A 15,325-nucleotide genomic window follows, 5' to 3' on the forward strand; every position below is an offset into this window, starting at 1 on the left:
TTGCAAAAAAGATGACATACACCATTGCCCAACCTTGCGTCGATGTCCTCGACCGCGCTTGTGTTGAAGAGTGCCCCGTGGACTGCATCTACGAAGGCAAACGCATGCTCTACATCCACCCCGATGAGTGCGTCGACTGCGGAGCCTGTGAACCCGCCTGCCCCGTCGAAGCCATCTTCTACGAAGATGATGTCCCCGACGAATGGCTCGACTACAACGACGCCAACGCCGCGTTTTTCGACGACCTCGGATCCCCAGGCGGCGCCGCCAAGCTCGGCCCGCAGGACTTCGACGTCCCCATGATCGCCGCCCTCCCGCCGCAGAACCAGGAGTAGAACGTGGCTCGCACCCCGCTGGGATCCCGCCTGCCCGACTTCCCCTGGGACACGCTCGCAGGTGCCAAGCAGCGAGCATCCGAGCACCCGGACGGCATAGTTAACCTCTCCGTAGGCACCCCCGTCGACCCGGTCGCCCCGGGAATCCAACTGGCGCTCATGGACGCCGCCGCCGAACCCGGATACCCGCAGACCGCGGGCACCGAAGAACTCCGCGCAGCCATTGTTTCGTCGCTGAAACGCCGCTACGGGATGACCGGGTTGACCCCGTCCTCCGTCCTACCAGTCGTCGGGACCAAAGAAGCCATCGCATGGCTACCCACCTTGCTGGGCATCCGCGACTCCCTCGTCGTCATCCCCGAGGTCGCCTACCCCACCTACGAAGTAGCCGCCCTAGTCGGAGCTAATCGAGTGTTGCGGGCCGATTCACTCCTGGCCGTAGGGCCGGAAACACCCGCGCTGCTGTTCCTCAACTCGCCATCCAACCCCACAGGTAAAGTCCTCGGCGTTGACCACCTGCGAAAAGTAGTGTCCTGGGCACAAGAACGAGGCGTCATCGTCGCCTCCGACGAGTGCTACCTCGGGCTCGGCTGGGACGAAGAACCCGTCTCCATCCTCGACCCCCGCGTCTGCGACGGCAACCACACCGGCCTCCTCGCCATCCACTCCCTGTCCAAAACCTCCAACCTCGCGTCCTACCGCGCAGGATTCCTCGCCGGCGACACCGATCTCATCAGCGAACTCCTCGGCGTGCGCAAACACTTGGGCCTCATGGTTCCCGGACCGATCCAAGCAGCCATGGTCGCCGCCCTCAACGACGACGACCAAGAAGCAGCACAGAAAAACCGCTACGCCCAGCGGCGAGCGAAACTCATGCGAGCCCTACTCTCCGCCGGCTTCGAGGTCACCGAATCCTCCGCCGGACTCTACTTGTGGGCCACCAGGGGAGAAGACTGCCGAGACACCGTCGACTGGTTCGCCGCCCGCGGCATCCTCGTCGCACCCGGCGACTTCTACGGACCCGCAGGCCAACACTACGTCCGCGTCGCCCTCACCGGCACCGACGAGCGTATCGACGCCGCCGTCGCCCGACTCGCTGCCTAACACTTGGGCTCGCGGTCACCGATCCCGGCGCGGGAAGGCATCTCGCCCCAACGAATAATTCTGCGCGGCGTCGTTCCTCCCACGCCGGAATTGTGGGCCGGCTCCGCAGGCGACTCACCCTTCGCCTTCGGAGAGAAACTAGTACCCGGGACCGTGCTCGAGCGCCCCCTACCCGCCTGGTTCCATCCCGACATCCCGCCCGAGCCTCCCATACCCTTTCACCAGCGAATTCTCTGGGAAGACCCCGATCTCATCGTGGTAGACAAGCCCAGCTTCCTGCCCTCGACGAGTAACGGGCGAATCGTCCGGGAAACCGTGCAAACCCGACTGCGGCTGGCCTACGGCTCAGACGAGATCGTTCCCCTCCACCGCCTCGACCGACTAACCAGCGGAGTTCTCCTCTGCTCGCGGCGCGCTGCGACCCGGAGTGTGTACCAGCAGTTGTTCCAGAACGGGCGGGTGCGCAAGATCTATCACGCGCGGGTGGCGGGTGATGGTTGTGCTGGTGATGCTGGTGGCGCTGGTGGCGTTGGTCGTGGGGTAGAGGTGCGGGTTGACCTGGTGAAAACACCTGGGCGGCGAGCCGTTGACGTCGTGCCAGATGGACACGGCGTGCCCACGCGGACTAAGGTGCGTTCCCTGGGAAATGGCCTCATCGAGGTCGAACCTCTCACTGGCCACACCCATCAGATCCGCGCGGTGCTCAATCACCTCGGCTGCCCGATCCTTGGCGACGACACTTATCCCGTTGACCGGGGCCTTTCCTTGTACGATTTTTCCACTCCCCTCCACTTGCGTGCGACAGAGCTCCGCTTCCAGGACCCAATTTCCGGAGAACAACGTGCCTTTCTTAGTTATTTTCCACTTCCACCAGTAGGATTGAGTGGTTAATATCCAGTAAGAAGCGAGGGCAGGGCCGTCATGGCGGAGCGAAGCGGTATGAGCGGACGGTTTTCCACCACGTTCCGGCAATTCATCATGTTCGGGATCGTCGGCGGCTCCGGCACGGTAGTCAACCTGCTGGTGGTCTACCTAACCAAGAAGATCAGCGGCTGGGGCTGGGGCATTTCCGAGCACGATGCGTTCCTCAACTTGCTGGGATCAAGCTTCCACATTCGCTGGTACCACGTCTTTGCCACGATTGCCTTCCTCGTTGCCAACACCTGGAATTACCAGCTCAACCGCAGCTGGACCTTCCGGGGCTACCCTCGACGCAGCTGGTGGCGTGGCTTCTTCCCCTTCCTCCTCACAGGCATCGGCGCGTTCGTGGTCAGCCAGATCGTCCTGACCCTGTTGATGAACCCGACGTCACCGCTCACATTGCCCGTCGACATTTTCGATGATTCGACTGGCCTTCGGACCAAGTTCTACTGGGCCTCAGCGATTTCCATCATCGTGGCCATGCCGGTGAACTTCATGATCAACAAGTTGTGGGCTTTCAGGGGCTCCAGCAAGAAGCTTGAAATTGTGGTTGAGCAGGAACCCGTCGCTCGGGCCTAATCCTCCTCGGAATCTGCGTGTTCGTTGAGCCGCTGAATATCCTTCCTCCTTTGCCGCGTCGGAATGTATGAGGCCAGGAAGATCGTGGCGAGCAGGCCCATCATCGCCCCTACTGCAGCGGCAATGGTAAAGGACGGGGAAGAACCGAAGCCTCTCACGGCAATGCCCGCCAGCCACACGACAATGATGAAGATGAGGGCGACCCACTCGATCCGCGACAGGGCGACTGGGCGCGGGGTCGGCACCGATTTCCGGAGCCACGCTACGCCGATCCACGTCGCCACCAGGGGTGCGAGACAGATGAGAACTGTCCACAGAGTGTCCGGGCCTCGAAGTGCCCATGCCAACATCGCTGCAGTGAGCAAAATCGACCACGACATCCATTTCACCGTGACCGTCGACGATTTGTGCAGCATCTGCCGTTCGAATTCGTCATCGACCGAGGCATCCGCCTGATCGATGATGGCGTCTGAATAGCTGTAGCTCACGTTATGCACCTTCCTGTTCATCGCCGAAGACCTCTTCGACGGAGTGCTTGAGTTCCTTGCAGATGGACAACGCCAAGTGGACTGAGGGGGAGTAGTTGCCCCGCTCAATGTTGGCAATGGTCTGGCGTGACACTCCCACCTTTTCCGCAAGTTCCGCTTGGCTTAGCTCATGCCAACGGCGGTATTTGCGGACCATGTTGTGCTGCTTTTCATCGCTCATGGTGTTGAGCTCCTCAGAGGGTCGAGTTGCCGAATGAGGCTACTAAGTGGAGGTGGGGATTCTCGGTGGCGGCACTGATCGCACAGGACGTGTTCCTTTCCGGTTGATGTAAAAGATAGTGTACATCAAGGCGCTTTAACTGTGCATAGAGTAAAAGTTCTACCACACCTGGGGGTAGTCGAACAATTTTTCGCTTTGTCGGCTTGACTCGGCCGCGAGTGCTGTTACGATCGAAAATGTAAGCGAACACAGCGAACGGATTGGAGGGGAAATGTCCACTAAGCAGCAGCTAGATGCACTGGTTGACCAGGCCGTTGATGCCCTGGCGCAGCTGGCTGCCGCCATGTCTGACCCCTCCTCGCTGGACTTCGAGGATGTACGAGACGGCGTGATCAAGCTCGAAACCATCACCGGTTCCAAGTCCACCGTTGACGCCGCCTTTGCCTGGATCGCAGAACGTTCTAATGCCGGCCGGCTCGTCGGATCTACCAGGTCCATCGAGTACCTGACTAAGACGTTGGGTATTTCCTACCGGGAGGCCGTTGACCGTTTGTCGCGCGGTGAGAGTCTGTTCACTGTGCCAGCAGCTCAGCCAGTGCCCTCTTCGCCCGTGTCTCCCGTCCCGTCAGAAGATATGGGTGACTCGGAAGCTGAGGAAGAGCATCGGCGTCGGCAGGAGGAAGCCCGCAAAGAAGCAGAGCGGCGTCAACAACGCGACCGTGAGGCTCAGGAACGTGCTCGGAAGAAGGCCCAAGAGGTTGCGGACGAAAAACAACGCATCATCTCCCAGGAGCTACGCAACCTCGGCGAGCATTCCCGCCCCAGCAAGTCCCTCCTCCACGAACAAGCGCTGGAGGAAGCTGACAAACGAACCCCAGAGGATCTGCGCATCTGGCTTCGTCGACAGGTTAAGAATGCCAACGCCTCGGCCCGCCGGCCGGACGGATCCAAAGACCCATTCGCAGGCTACAAGCGGCGATACCTCTCCATGGGGGAGCCGGACGGCGATGGCAACGTTCGACTAACGGCAACCTTGCCTGCATCAATCGCCGCAATGCTCAAAGCAGCTCTCGCACCAGGTCTGCGGCCCGGAGCGAACACCTTGGCTCCTGAAGGGGAAGACAAGCGCCGACGATCAGTCAGGGCTGTCGATCAGCTCCAAGCAATTCTTGAAGGCCACCTGGCGAACGACAGCAAGGTCAACCGCCAAGGAGTCGGCTCCGTCGTAGTGAGCATGACGACCGAGGATGTCGAGAACATGAGCTCCGAATCAGTGTTCCTCTCCAACACCGGCGATCTGCTGACCCCATTCGACATTCTTAAGCTCGGAGCCGCATCCTTCGATCTAGGAATCCTCCACGACACCGCGGGCAAGCCCTTGGCAGTGGGAAGGACGGTACGAACCGCCACCCTGTACCAACGCCTCGCGCTCTTCGCTCTGGAAGGGCTGTGCGCCTGCGGAAACTGCTCCGGAGCTGCCATCTACAATCACGTCCACCACATTCAAGCCTGGGTGCACGGCGGGATGACGGACCTGGAAAATCTCACCCTCGTTTGTCCGAGCCACCACGCCGATAACAATGACAACCGAGACGGTGCCAGAGGCATGGGCCACATGACCAGGGATAGAGAAAGTGGCAGAGCTGGCTGGAAACCCGCAGGCAGCCACCAACTCCAATTCAATAACACCGAATTGCAAGAACACTCGGCCGGGGCGAGATTGAGGGCCCGGAAAAAGACCGAAGGCAAAGATCAAGCAAGGGGAGACGTGGGCCCACCGATGCCCTTGCATCCCACTGTGGCCGACGCGGTAGACGCATGGAAAAACCCACCCGACAATTCGGGCGGGCTCACAGAAGACGACATCTGGGATGAGTTGCTGTACCCAGACCCACCCAAGTCTGCTTAGTTGCTATGCAGAACCGAATTGAGCTCGATGCCCTGGGCCTTGGCATGCGGAGTTGCTTCGACTGCGCCGTTGATCGAGTTACGGCGGAACAGGATCCCCTTCACCCCGGACAGTTCTGCCGCCTTAATTCGGGAGCCGCTATCGACCCCAACTGCCTCCGCCACGGCGCCGAACACCAACAGCTTGGTACCGGCAGTGACGTAGAGGCCGGCCTCAACTACGCAGTCGTCGCCAAGCGAAATCCCCACGCCGGAGTTAGCGCCCAGCAGGCACCGCTCGCCGATGGAAATGATCTCTTTGCCGCCACCCGACAGGGTTCCCATGATGGAAGCGCCGCCGCCGATGTCGCTGCCATCGCCAACGACGACACCAGCGGAGATGCGGCCTTCCACCATCGAGGTGCCCAAGGTGCCAGCGTTGTAGTTCACGAAACCCTCATGCATGACGGTCGTGCCAGGGGAGAGAAACGCCCCCAGTCGCACGCGGTCAGCGTCGGCGATGCGGACGCCCTCCGGCACGACGTAGTCGACCATGCGGGGGAATTTATCCACGGAGTAGACGGTCACCGGGCCATGAGCGTTGAGGCGGCCGCGAACCATCTGAAAGTCCGAGACCTCGCACGGGCCGTAGTTGGTCCACACCACGTTGGCCAGGAGGCCGAACACGCCATCCATGTTCATCCCGTGGGGGCGAACGAGACGATGGGAAAGCAGGTGGAGGCGGAGGTAGACGTCATAGGCATCGACGGGGGCATCATCAAGCGATGCGATGGACGTACGGACCGCGACTCGCGCGACCCCCCGGTCATCGTCGGGGCCGACCAAATTGGCAAATTGCTGCGGGGTTTCCGCCAAGCGTTCGGTGCCAGTGGTCAGCGGGTCATCCGCCAGGGCAGGGGCGGGGAACCAGACGTCAAGGACGGTTCCGTCGTGCGTAATGGTGGCTAATCCGCGCGCGGTGGCTGAAGTCATGGACGAGACGATACCCGACGATGCCACCAATTCGTGATTGCGGAGAGGCCGACGAGCACTGCGACAACGATCACAACGGCGAAGACTTGGGAGCGAGCGTTGGCGTCAAACACCATGAGTGACACGAGGCCCAGGAGAGCAACCATCGTGGCCCACCCGAGCCACGGCCAACCCCACATGCGGACGGTGGAGATCTCCCCGTTGGCTTCGAGTTCCGGGTGCAACTTGAGATAGGAGGCGGTGATCATGATCCAAATGACAATGAGACAGCCGCCAACGGCATTGAGCAGGAAGGTGAGCAGACCTTCGGGGTTCCAGTACTGCAGGCCGACCGAGGCAAAGGCGAAGATCATGGACAACACGACGGCGTTGATCGGCACATTCTCGCGATTAGTGACGGCAAAAACAGCAGGAGCATCCCCATCAACGGCCAGGTTGTGCACGAGGCGGGAGGTGCCGTAAATCTGCGCATTGAAGGCAGACAGGAGCGCGAGGACAATGACGCCTTCCATGAAACCGACCACTCCGGGCAGATTCGCTAGGGACAGCACGGCGGTGAAGGGTGATTCGGCGGCCGTTTGGGCGCTGCCAAGCTGCTGGTAGGGCACGAGGAAGGTGATGACAAGCACGGCGCCCAGGTAGAAGACCGAGATACGCCAGATAACCGCCCGCACAGCGGTGGCGATGGAGGACTGTGGGTCCTCCGACTCCGCAGCGGCAATAGTCACTAGCTCGATGCCGCCAAAGGCGAACGCCACGGCGAGGAGGCCAGCGGCCATGCCGGACCAGCCGTTGGGCATGAAACCGTGATCGCCGATGAAGTTCGTCGTGCCCACGAAGGTCGTGCCCGGAAGCCAGCCGAAAATGAGGCCGACACCAATGATGAGGAAGCCGATGATGACAGCGACCTTGATAAACGCGAACCAGAACTCGAATTCGCCGAAGCCGCGCACCCGCGCGAAGTTGACTACCGCGAAGAACACGACGGCAATGAGGGCCGGGATCCAGGGGTCGACTCCGAACCAGGCGCCGAGGATGGCGGCGGCGCCGGTCATTTCAGCGCCCATGACCATGATGAGCATGAACCAGTACAGCCAGCCGAGGGTGAATCCGGCCCAGTGCCCGAAGGCGTTTTTGCCGTATGTGGAGAAGGAGCCAGAGGAGGGGCGCGCCGCGGCCATCTCTCCGAGCATTTCCATCACTAGCACCACGATGGCGCCGGCGGCGATGTAGGCGAGGAGGATGGCCGGACCTGCCGCTTCAATTCCCACGCCGGTGCCGAGGAATAGGCCGGCGCCGATGGCGGAGCCGAGGCCCATCATGGTGAGGTGGCGGGTCTTGAGTCCGGTGCCTAGCCGGGTTCCTGGGCTTTTAGCGGACTGACCAGCCAAGGACTGGCTCGTGCCAGTGTCCGAAGCCGGACCGTTTTCCTGAGTCGTCATAGTTACTGAGGCTAGTCCCCGCCCCAGCAAGCGGATTCAATCAGGCACCTACCACGTGCGTCGTAGGACGGGTTCTGCGTGGCCGAGCTCCATGCGGACGGTCCATCCGGAGCGGCCGTTGAGGGTGGAGGCGGGGATGTGGTGTCCGGCGTCGGCGTCGAAAATTTGGGTGTCCGGTTCGAGGACGATGTTGGAGCCGATCGTGCAGTTGTCGCCGAGGGTGAGTCCGACGACGCCGGAGGAGACGCCCAGTCGGCAGTTGGCGCCGAGGGTGATGGGGTCGCGGAGTCCGTCGGAGCGTCGCCGCGCGAGGATGGTGGCTGAGAGTCCGACGTCGGTGCCTTCGCCGATGACGGTGGAGGAGGACATGCGGCCTTCGATGCGGGCTGCCCCGAGTGAGCCGGAGTTGAAGGAGACGTAGCCTTCGCGCAGCACGCGGGTGCCGGGGGCGAGGTAGGCGCCGAGGCGGACGCGTTCGGCTTCGGCGATGTTGACGCCCGTCGGCACGACGTAATCGACCATGCGGGGTAGTTTTTCAATGCCGTAGACGTGGATGAGTCCGCGGCTGCGTAGGGCGGTGCGGACGAATTCGAAGTTGCCGGGGGTGCAGGGGCCTTTGTTGGTCCACACGACGGTGGATAGGCGCCGCAGTGAGCCGTCCATGTTGAGTTCGAGGGGGCGGACGAGCCGGTGGGAGAGGAGGTGGAGGCGGAGGTAGACGTCGTGGGCGTCGATAGGCGAGGCCTGGAGGTCGGCGATGGTGGTGCGCACGGCGACTTGTTCGACCATGCGGTCTTCGTCGAGGAGGACGAGCTTGAGCAGGCTGTCGGGGATGTCGCGTGCCCCGAGGCGTTCGGAGCCGGAGACGAGGCCGGTGCCGTCGACAAGTTCGGGCTCTGGGTACCACGTATCGAGGATGGTGCCGTCCATGGCTATGTTGGCAATACCAATCGCGGTGGCGCCCTGAGTCATCATGCTGCTAATTCTAAGTCGCGCACTCCCTCAGGACACCTTCAGTGTGGGCCGGTACGCTAGATCGGGTGCACCGACTCGATCTTTCTGCTGACCCCGTTGCCCTGACCGCTGCGCTGGTCGATATACCGAGCCCTTCTCATCATGAGGAGGAGATCGCGGATGCGGTGGAGGTTGCGCTCCGTGAGCTTGTGGACGAGCTTGTCGACGTCGAGGTCATCCGCCGCGGCAATACCGTCGCCGCCCGCACGAATCGCGGTCTCCGCTCCCGCGTCGTCCTCGCCGGTCATGTGGACACCGTCCCCCTGGCTGATAACGTGCCCCACCGCATGGAGGGGGACACGATGTTTGGGTGTGGGACCGTCGATATGAAGTCGGGTTTGGCGGTCTACCTGCATTGTTTTGCCACGTTGTTCAACAGCAGTGCCCATGATCTCACCCTTATTGCTTATGAATGCGAAGAGGTGGAGGGGCGTTTCAATGGGCTGGCGCACTTGGCCCAGTCCGATCCCGAGTGGCTTGAGGGGGACTTGGCGTTGTTGGGTGAGCCTTCGGGGGCGATCATTGAGGCTGGTTGTCAGGGTTCCCTCCGGGTGAAGGTCACGGCCCATGGGGTGCGTGCTCATTCCGCCCGTGGTTGGCTGGGGGACAACGCCGCCCATCGCCTCGGGGAGGTTATTGGCCGCATCGCGGAGTATGAGCCCCGCATCGTTGATATCGATGGATGCGTCTATCGGGAGGGTATCAATGTGGTGAAGGTGGAGTCGTTCGTCGCCACGAACACCATCCCGGATCAGGCGGAGATGTTGGTCAATTTCCGTTTCGCTCCCGATCGCGATGGTCAGCAGGCGCAGGATCATCTGGCTAAGGTGCTGCAGCTGGATGAGCACTTCACCCTCGAGGTCGATGATCTCGCCCTGGGCGCTCTCCCGGGTCTGCATCACCCGGCGGCGGCCGCCCTCATTGAGGCGGTCGGGGGTACCGTCACGGCGAAGTATGGCTGGACCGATGTGGCGCGCTTTGCTGAGCTGGGGATTCCTGCCGTCAATTTTGGCCCGGGGGATCCAAGTTTTGCCCACAAGATTGATGAGCAGCTGCCGGTCGCCCAGGTGACTGAGGTAGCTGATCAGCTGGAACGATTCCTGCGCACTCACCCTTAACAGATAGGTTGTTCTCTCATGGCCCCGAATATCACCCCGGATTCTCAAAAGGCGCGTTTGCTGCGCGGTCCTATGCTCTTGCGTCCGGACAGCGCCGACACCCCTGATGGCGCCAAGTCCTCTACCTACGATCAGCGCCTCCTGGAGCTCGGTGCCGACCACGATTGGCAGCACGCCGACCCGTGGCGCATCCTGCGCATTCAGGGGGAGTTTGTCACCGGGTTTGATGCGCTGGCCAATTTGCCCAGAGCCGTGACTGTCTTTGGTTCTGCCCGCATCCCCGAGGGGCAGCCCTGGTATGAGAAGGGGGTTGAGCTGGGGGACAAGCTCGTCGCCGCGGACTATGCCGTCATCACGGGTGGCGGCCCGGGCCTCATGGAGGCTGCGAACCGGGGTGCTAGCGAGTCCGGTGGGCTGTCCGTTGGTTTGGGCATTGAGCTCCCGCATGAGCAGCATCTCAATGACTGGGTCGATATTGGTCTGAACTTTCGGTACTTCTTCGTCCGCAAGACGATGTTTTTGAAGTACTCGCAGGCGTTCATTTGCTTGCCGGGTGGTTTCGGCACCCTCGACGAGCTCTTTGAGGTGCTGTGCATGGTGCAGACGGGCAAGGTGACTAACTTCCCGATCGTTCTGTTGGGCACGGAATTCTGGTCCGGTCTCGTGGAGTGGATCACTGGCCGCCTTCTCGCGGAGGGGCTCATCTCTGAGCATGATGTCGATTTGTTCCTCGTCACCGATTCGGTGGATGAGGCCGTTGAGCATGTCGTCGAGGCCCACCGTGTCATGACCGACGGGCGCCTGCGAGACAACGAAGAGTGAACCAGCTGCCCGCCATCATGGCGATTGTCAATCGCACCCCTGATTCTTTTTATGACCAGGGGGCGACCTTCGCTGACCAGGCGGCCCTGGATCGCTGCGCCCAGGTGATCGATGAAGGCGCCAGCATCGTTGACATCGGCGGGGTCAAGGCTGGGCCGGGGGCTGAGGTGAGTGCCAGCGAGGAGATGGACCGGATCGTGCCGACGATCGCGGCCGTCGCCAAGCAGCATCCTGACATCGTCATTTCGGTGGATACCTGGCGCGCTGAGGTGGCTGACGCTGCCATTAGGGCCGGTGCCACCCTGGTCAATGACACGTGGGCGGGGCACGACCCGGAGCTCGTTGAGGTCGCCGGGCAGCATCGGGTGGGCTACGTCTGTTCGCACACCGGCGGCGTCGTTCCCCGCACCCGCCCCCACCGCGTCCACTTCGACGATGTAGTGGCCGACGTCATCGCCGAGACCACGCGCCTCGCCGAGAAGGCCGTGGCCTGCGGCGTCCCGGAGGACAAGATCTATCTCGACCCGACCCACGATTTTGGCAAGAACACCTTCCACGGGCTCGAGCTGCTGCGCCGCATCGATGAGTTGGTGGCCACGGGATGGCCCGTTCTCATGGCGCTGAGCAACAAGGACTTTGTCGGGGAGACCCTCGACCGTCCCGTGGGGGAGCGCGTGGCCGGGACCCTCGCGGCGACCGCCTGGGCCGCCGCCCGCGGGGTCGCCGCCTTCCGGGTCCACGAGGTCGCGGAGACGCTCGACGTGGTGCGCATGACCGCCGCCATCCAAGGCACTTTCCCGCCGATGAACACCGTCCGAGGCCTGGCATGAGGGTCTCCGTGGTCATCCCGGCCCTCAATGAGGAGGCCACCATCGCGGAGGTCGTCGAGGCCGTCGCCGCAGATGGCCCCGATGAGATCCTCGTCATCGATGCTGATTCCACCGATGGCACGGCCCAACAGGCGCAGCGGGCGACGGTGATCAACTGGCGTGACATTCTGCCCGAGATCCCGCCGCGGCCCGGCAAGGGGGAGTCCCTCTGGCGCGGAGTTGCGGCCGCGACCGGAGACATCATCGTATTCATTGACGCCGACCTGCTCCACCCGCGCCCCGGCATGGTCCGCGCCCTCACCGAACCCTTCCGCGATGAGCGCATCCACCTCGTCAAGGCTGATTATCAGCGCAGCATCGATGGCCAGCCCACCGGCGGCGGCCGCGTCACCGAACTCACGGCCCGGCCCCTGCTGCGCCTGCGCTACCCCGAGCTCGCCCACATCTGCCAGCCCCTCGCGGGGGAATATGCCATTCGTGCGAGCACCGCCCGGGACCTCGAGTTCGTCGCCGGGTACGGCGTCGAGGCCGGTTTGCTTATCGACGTCGCCGCCGCTCACGGCGCCCACTCCATCACCCAGGTGGACCTGGGGGTGCGCTCCCACCGCAACCGACCGCTGGCGGAGCTGGCTCCGATGGCGGACGTGGTGGCGGCGACATTGTTGGACCGCGCGGGCGTCGATAAGCGTCCCGCCTTGTCGGGTATTCTCTAACACCATGCTGACCTGGATTCTGCTCATCCTCCTTCTGGCGGCCCTCGTCGTGCTGGGCACGTGGCTGTGGGGGCGGATTTTCGGGCGCGGCGAAATCCTGGAGCCAGTGGATAATCGCAACCAGATCGAGGCCAACCGCCTCGCCGTGGCGCGCGGGGCCATGCGCGACGTGCAGTTCGAGATCGTGCCGCGCGGCTACCGCCCCGAGCAGGTCGACGACGTCATCGCACACCTGGAATGGCAGCTTGCGCAGGAGCGATCCAACCGGGGAGCCGAAAAAGTCTAAGCTGGATGGGGATACTCAATTAGGACGAAGGAGCCCCACCCACCATGGCAGCTATGAAGCCTCGCACCGGTAACGGACCGATGGAAGCGGTCGAGGAGAGCCGCAAGATCGTCATGCGCATCCCCTCCGACGGTGGCGGTCGCCTCGTCGTTGAATTGACCAAGGAAGAAGCCGCCGAGCTGGGGGCCTTGCTCATCGCCGCGGCTGAGTAAAATCCCCTGCTACCCGGGCGGGTAGTCTGAGTTCTATGCTTTCCGACATCATCGACGTCCTCGCCGATCCCGTCGACGGCTCCCCGCTGTCCGGTGCAGACGACTACACCCGCCTGGTCTCTGAGACCGGCCATTCCTATGACGTTGCCCGCCAGGGTTATGTGACCTTGGCTGGCGGCAGCGGCCTGCGCCACAGCGGCGACAGCATGGACATGGTCCTCGCCCGCGAGACCTTCCTGTCGCACGGGCATTTCGCCCCCTTCGTCGAGGCGGTCACCGCCGGTGTGCACGACGCCCTCGATGACAACGAGGTGCCCCTCGACGCGCGCCCCGTCATCGCTGAAGTCGGCGCAGGTACGGGCTATTACTTGTCACACACGCTTGACGACGTCGAGTCTTCCCGCGGCGTCGGCATCGACGTCTCGTCGCATGCCGTCAAGCATCTGGCCCGCAGTCACCAGCGCGTCGGGTCCATTGCGGCCGACGTGTGGGAGCGCCTCCCGCTGCGCGATAACTCGATCGACGTCATTACCGTCGTGTTCGCTCCCCGCAATGCGGCTGAGTTCGCCCGCGTCCTCGTGCCCGGCGGCCAGGCCGTCATCCTCACCGCTGATCGGGGGCATCTATCCGAGCTGCGCGACCCCCTCGGCATCATCGAGGTGGAGGAGGGCAAGGTCGAACGCCTCCTCGAGCAGTTCGCCGGCCATCTTGAGCTGGTGGGGGAGCCCGAGCTCATCGAGTTCCCCATGACCTTGGACAAGGAATCCATCGCGGCCCAGATCAAAATGAGCCCCTCCGCCCGTCACATCGGGCCGGAGGAGCTCAACTCCCGGGTGGCGGCGCTGCCGGAGACGATGACCATCACGGCGCGCGCCCGCCTCACTCGTCTGGCGAAGGCTCCCCGTAGTCAGGAAGCTGACGAGAGTTAACCGGCTCCCGGTGCCAGCCGCGGATAACTTCCGCGGCGCCGGAGGTGCTCACTCGGATGTCGGAGCAGCCACCGTCGATGTAGACGCGGCTGGACATCGCGATCGCGCCACCGTCGGCGAAGACTTCCACGCAGGAACCGTCGACGAAGATGGAGAGGGAATCGCTGTCGCCCTCGGCGAGCTCCGCCCGGGCAGGGGCATCGCCGCGGTGATGCGGATTCATGGAACGGTCGAGGATGAGTTCGTTGCCGGTGTGCGAGACGATGGCGGCGGTGTGGCCGGCGGCGTCGATAAGCTCGGCCGACAGGCTTGCTCCCTCAGGAACCTCGCACAGGCCGGTCCAGGAACGCGCATGATGAGTCCGGGCGATAGCGTCCGGCAGGCCGGGCGGCGGAGTCTGGAAGAGGACCCCGCCCTGGAGCGTGATCACGCGTGGCAGGGAGATGACATTCGCCCACCCTTCCTCGGCCATGGAGGCATGGTTGAGCGGCTCGTCGCCACGCCCGACCCCGTTGAGCAGGCCAAACAGCACCGACTGATCGTAGCGGTTTGCCGTGGGCACCGTCCCTGGCGTGACATTGGTATTGCGGGGGCGCGTGAAATCGTGCCCCCGATCAACGCGGGTGAACGGGGTTGTTACCGCGAAGCTCGCCCCGGTCAGCGTGCCCACGAGGTAGCCGGACACGTCTCGGCCGCTGGCTTCTAGGGTGACCAGGAGGATGTCGTAGATCTCCCCGTCCACCTCGTCGCGCAGGCGCAGAATGCGGGGGCCGACCACGACCGCCGCTTCATCGAAGCCGGGGTCATTATCAAAGGTGAGCGGGCCCTGGAAGGACCACGCCTGCCCGTCATGGCTGGTGAGCACGACCGCGGAGGGGCGACCCTTGGGGCCGGTCACCGCGAGCATGAGCCAGCCCTCATGGCCGGCGTCTCTATCCTCGGCTGATTCCCAGTCCGGCACCACGCAGGGGGAGCGGAAACGAATGCGGTCATCGCGGTCAGAGACGACATCGCCCAGTCGGCGGACCCGCGGGTCGAGGGCCAGGGCATCATCGCTGATGGGACAGGTGTCACCGATATCGCTCAGCTGTGCCCGCTGGATCGAGGTGCCCGCCGCCGTGACGGAGGTGAAGTAGAGGTCAACGTCACCGGGGCGGGCGGCCGCCACCACCGAGCCCGCCCGCAGCTCCGTTTCGCCGCCGACGGGGACGAGGACGTCGTCGCAGACCTCCCAGTCGAAGGGACCGTCCTCGGAGACGACGTGGGCCCAACGCCCCGGGGCCTCCGGGGTGGGCCGGTATTGGTAGAACAGGTGCCAGGTGCCGTCCCGGGAGCCATCCAAGAGGACGCCCGCCGGGGCATCCAGAATGCCCTTTTCGGCGGTCACGTGCAGTTCAGGGCGGTAAGAGTGGGTACTCACAGTCAGTAGTTC

18 protein-coding genes are annotated in these 15,325 nt (G+C 63.2%); 12 read left to right on the forward strand and 6 right to left on the reverse strand.

The features are described 5' to 3' along the window. Nucleotides 1-11: 11 nt before the first annotated feature. Genes fdxA through CTEST_RS04785 form a run of 4 tightly spaced genes read left to right on the forward strand, consistent with a single transcriptional unit; the run spans nt 12 to nt 2,939 of the window. Nucleotides 12-335: a ferredoxin gene (gene fdxA / locus CTEST_RS04770; RefSeq protein ID WP_047252774.1), complete on the forward strand. Its 324-nt coding sequence runs from the start codon at nt 12-14 to the stop codon at nt 333-335. A gap of 3 nt (nt 336-338) precedes the next feature. Further along, complete coding sequence (gene dapC / locus CTEST_RS04775; protein ID WP_047252775.1) at nt 339-1,439, forward strand: succinyldiaminopimelate transaminase; 1,101 nt, start codon at nt 339-341, stop codon at nt 1,437-1,439. 54 nt (nt 1,440-1,493) lie between these two features. Then, a complete protein-coding gene (locus CTEST_RS13300) occupies nt 1,494-2,330 on the forward strand; it encodes a pseudouridine synthase (protein WP_083985691.1) in 837 nt (278 codons plus the stop codon). Between the two features lie 30 nt (nt 2,331-2,360). Continuing rightward, nucleotides 2,361-2,939 (forward strand): GtrA family protein, encoded by a 579-nt coding sequence (locus CTEST_RS04785; protein ID WP_047252777.1) that lies wholly within the window; start codon nt 2,361-2,363, stop codon nt 2,937-2,939. Here CTEST_RS04785 and CTEST_RS04790 read toward each other — a convergent pair. Both CTEST_RS04790 and CTEST_RS04795 read right to left on the reverse strand, forming a co-directional pair. Then, nucleotides 2,936-3,427 (reverse strand): hypothetical protein, encoded by a 492-nt coding sequence (locus CTEST_RS04790; RefSeq protein ID WP_047252778.1) that lies wholly within the window; start codon nt 3,425-3,427, stop codon nt 2,936-2,938. The two genes, CTEST_RS04785 and CTEST_RS04790, sit on opposite strands and share 4 nt — an antisense overlap. 1 nt (nt 3,428) lies before the next feature. Further along, nucleotides 3,429-3,647 carry a helix-turn-helix transcriptional regulator gene (locus CTEST_RS04795; protein WP_047252779.1) on the reverse strand — a complete coding sequence of 73 codons (219 nt, stop codon included), beginning with the start codon at nt 3,645-3,647 and terminating at the stop codon, nt 3,429-3,431. Nucleotides 3,648-3,918: 271 nt separating this feature from the next. On the opposite strand from CTEST_RS04795, the gene CTEST_RS04800 reads away from it, so the two are divergent. After that, nucleotides 3,919-5,556: an HNH endonuclease signature motif containing protein gene (locus CTEST_RS04800; RefSeq protein WP_052844303.1), complete on the forward strand. Its 1,638-nt coding sequence runs from the start codon at nt 3,919-3,921 to the stop codon at nt 5,554-5,556. Here the strand turns inward: CTEST_RS04800 and dapD are convergent. The 3 genes from dapD to CTEST_RS04815 are packed head-to-tail and all read right to left on the reverse strand — an operon-like array spanning nt 5,553 to nt 8,944. Beyond that, entirely contained in the window at nt 5,553-6,527 is a 975-nt protein-coding gene (dapD, locus tag CTEST_RS04805) for a 2,3,4,5-tetrahydropyridine-2,6-dicarboxylate N-succinyltransferase (protein ID WP_047252780.1), read from the reverse strand. The genes CTEST_RS04800 and dapD overlap by 4 nt on opposite strands. Beyond that, nucleotides 6,524-7,969: an amino acid permease gene (locus CTEST_RS04810; RefSeq protein ID WP_083985439.1), complete on the reverse strand. Its 1,446-nt coding sequence runs from the start codon at nt 7,967-7,969 to the stop codon at nt 6,524-6,526. Before CTEST_RS04810 ends, dapD begins: the two co-directional genes overlap by 4 nt. Before the next feature lie 48 nt (nt 7,970-8,017). Beyond that, nucleotides 8,018-8,944, reverse strand: a complete 927-nt coding sequence (locus CTEST_RS04815; protein WP_047252781.1) for a DapH/DapD/GlmU-related protein — start codon at nt 8,942-8,944, stop codon at nt 8,018-8,020. Nucleotides 8,945-9,009: 65 nt separating this feature from the next. On the opposite strand from CTEST_RS04815, the gene dapE reads away from it, so the two are divergent. From dapE to CTEST_RS04845, 7 genes are read left to right on the forward strand one after another with little or no spacing between them, the layout of a single operon-like run. Next, nucleotides 9,010-10,101, forward strand: a complete 1,092-nt coding sequence (gene dapE, locus CTEST_RS04820; RefSeq protein WP_047252782.1) for a succinyl-diaminopimelate desuccinylase — start codon at nt 9,010-9,012, stop codon at nt 10,099-10,101. Nucleotides 10,102-10,119: 18 nt separating this feature from the next. After that, complete coding sequence (locus CTEST_RS04825) at nt 10,120-10,923, forward strand: LOG family protein (RefSeq protein WP_047252783.1); 804 nt, start codon at nt 10,120-10,122, stop codon at nt 10,921-10,923. Beyond that, nucleotides 10,920-11,753 (forward strand): dihydropteroate synthase, encoded by an 834-nt coding sequence (gene folP, locus CTEST_RS04830; protein WP_047252784.1) that lies wholly within the window; start codon nt 10,920-10,922, stop codon nt 11,751-11,753. Before CTEST_RS04825 ends, folP begins: the two co-directional genes overlap by 4 nt. Then, complete coding sequence (locus CTEST_RS04835) at nt 11,750-12,466, forward strand: glucosyl-3-phosphoglycerate synthase (RefSeq protein WP_047252785.1); 717 nt, start codon at nt 11,750-11,752, stop codon at nt 12,464-12,466. Before folP ends, CTEST_RS04835 begins: the two co-directional genes overlap by 4 nt. A 4-nt stretch (nt 12,467-12,470) precedes the next feature. Next, on the forward strand, nt 12,471-12,752 hold the full coding sequence (locus CTEST_RS04840; RefSeq protein WP_047252786.1) for a hypothetical protein: 282 nt from the start codon (nt 12,471-12,473) through the stop codon (nt 12,750-12,752). A gap of 44 nt (nt 12,753-12,796) precedes the next feature. After that, nucleotides 12,797-12,964 (forward strand): DUF3117 domain-containing protein, encoded by a 168-nt coding sequence (locus CTEST_RS13305; protein WP_083985440.1) that lies wholly within the window; start codon nt 12,797-12,799, stop codon nt 12,962-12,964. A gap of 35 nt (nt 12,965-12,999) precedes the next feature. Then, entirely contained in the window at nt 13,000-13,893 is an 894-nt protein-coding gene (locus CTEST_RS04845; RefSeq protein WP_047252787.1) for a methyltransferase domain-containing protein, read from the forward strand. Here CTEST_RS04845 and CTEST_RS04850 read toward each other — a convergent pair. Continuing rightward, complete coding sequence (locus CTEST_RS04850; protein WP_047252788.1) at nt 13,844-15,313, reverse strand: GH32 C-terminal domain-containing protein; 1,470 nt, start codon at nt 15,311-15,313, stop codon at nt 13,844-13,846. The two genes, CTEST_RS04845 and CTEST_RS04850, sit on opposite strands and share 50 nt — an antisense overlap. Nucleotides 15,314-15,325 lie beyond the last annotated feature (12 nt).

Origin of the sequence: Corynebacterium testudinoris, from assembly GCF_001021045.1 — a bacterium.
GTDB classification, from domain to species: Bacteria; Actinomycetota; Actinomycetes; order Mycobacteriales; family Mycobacteriaceae; genus Corynebacterium; species Corynebacterium testudinoris.

Coding starts and splice junctions, on each gene's coding strand:
- fdxA (WP_047252774.1), top strand. CDS start 12: ATGACATACACCATTGCCCAACCTTGCGTCGATGTCCTCGACCGCGCT.
- CTEST_RS04785 (WP_047252777.1), top strand. CDS start 2,361: ATGGCGGAGCGAAGCGGTATGAGCGGACGGTTTTCCACCACGTTCCGG.
- CTEST_RS04795 (WP_047252779.1), bottom strand. CDS start 3,647: ATGAGCGATGAAAAGCAGCACAACATGGTCCGCAAATACCGCCGTTGG.
- CTEST_RS04800 (WP_052844303.1), top strand. CDS start 3,919: ATGTCCACTAAGCAGCAGCTAGATGCACTGGTTGACCAGGCCGTTGAT.
- dapD (WP_047252780.1), bottom strand. CDS start 6,527: ATGACTTCAGCCACCGCGCGCGGATTAGCCACCATTACGCACGACGGA.
- CTEST_RS04810 (WP_083985439.1), bottom strand. CDS start 7,969: ATGACGACTCAGGAAAACGGTCCGGCTTCGGACACTGGCACGAGCCAG.
- CTEST_RS04815 (WP_047252781.1), bottom strand. CDS start 8,944: ATGATGACTCAGGGCGCCACCGCGATTGGTATTGCCAACATAGCCATG.
- CTEST_RS04825 (WP_047252783.1), top strand. CDS start 10,120: ATGGCCCCGAATATCACCCCGGATTCTCAAAAGGCGCGTTTGCTGCGC.
- CTEST_RS04835 (WP_047252785.1), top strand. CDS start 11,750: ATGAGGGTCTCCGTGGTCATCCCGGCCCTCAATGAGGAGGCCACCATC.
- CTEST_RS04840 (WP_047252786.1), top strand. CDS start 12,471: ATGCTGACCTGGATTCTGCTCATCCTCCTTCTGGCGGCCCTCGTCGTG.
- CTEST_RS13305 (WP_083985440.1), top strand. CDS start 12,797: ATGGCAGCTATGAAGCCTCGCACCGGTAACGGACCGATGGAAGCGGTC.
- CTEST_RS04845 (WP_047252787.1), top strand. CDS start 13,000: ATGCTTTCCGACATCATCGACGTCCTCGCCGATCCCGTCGACGGCTCC.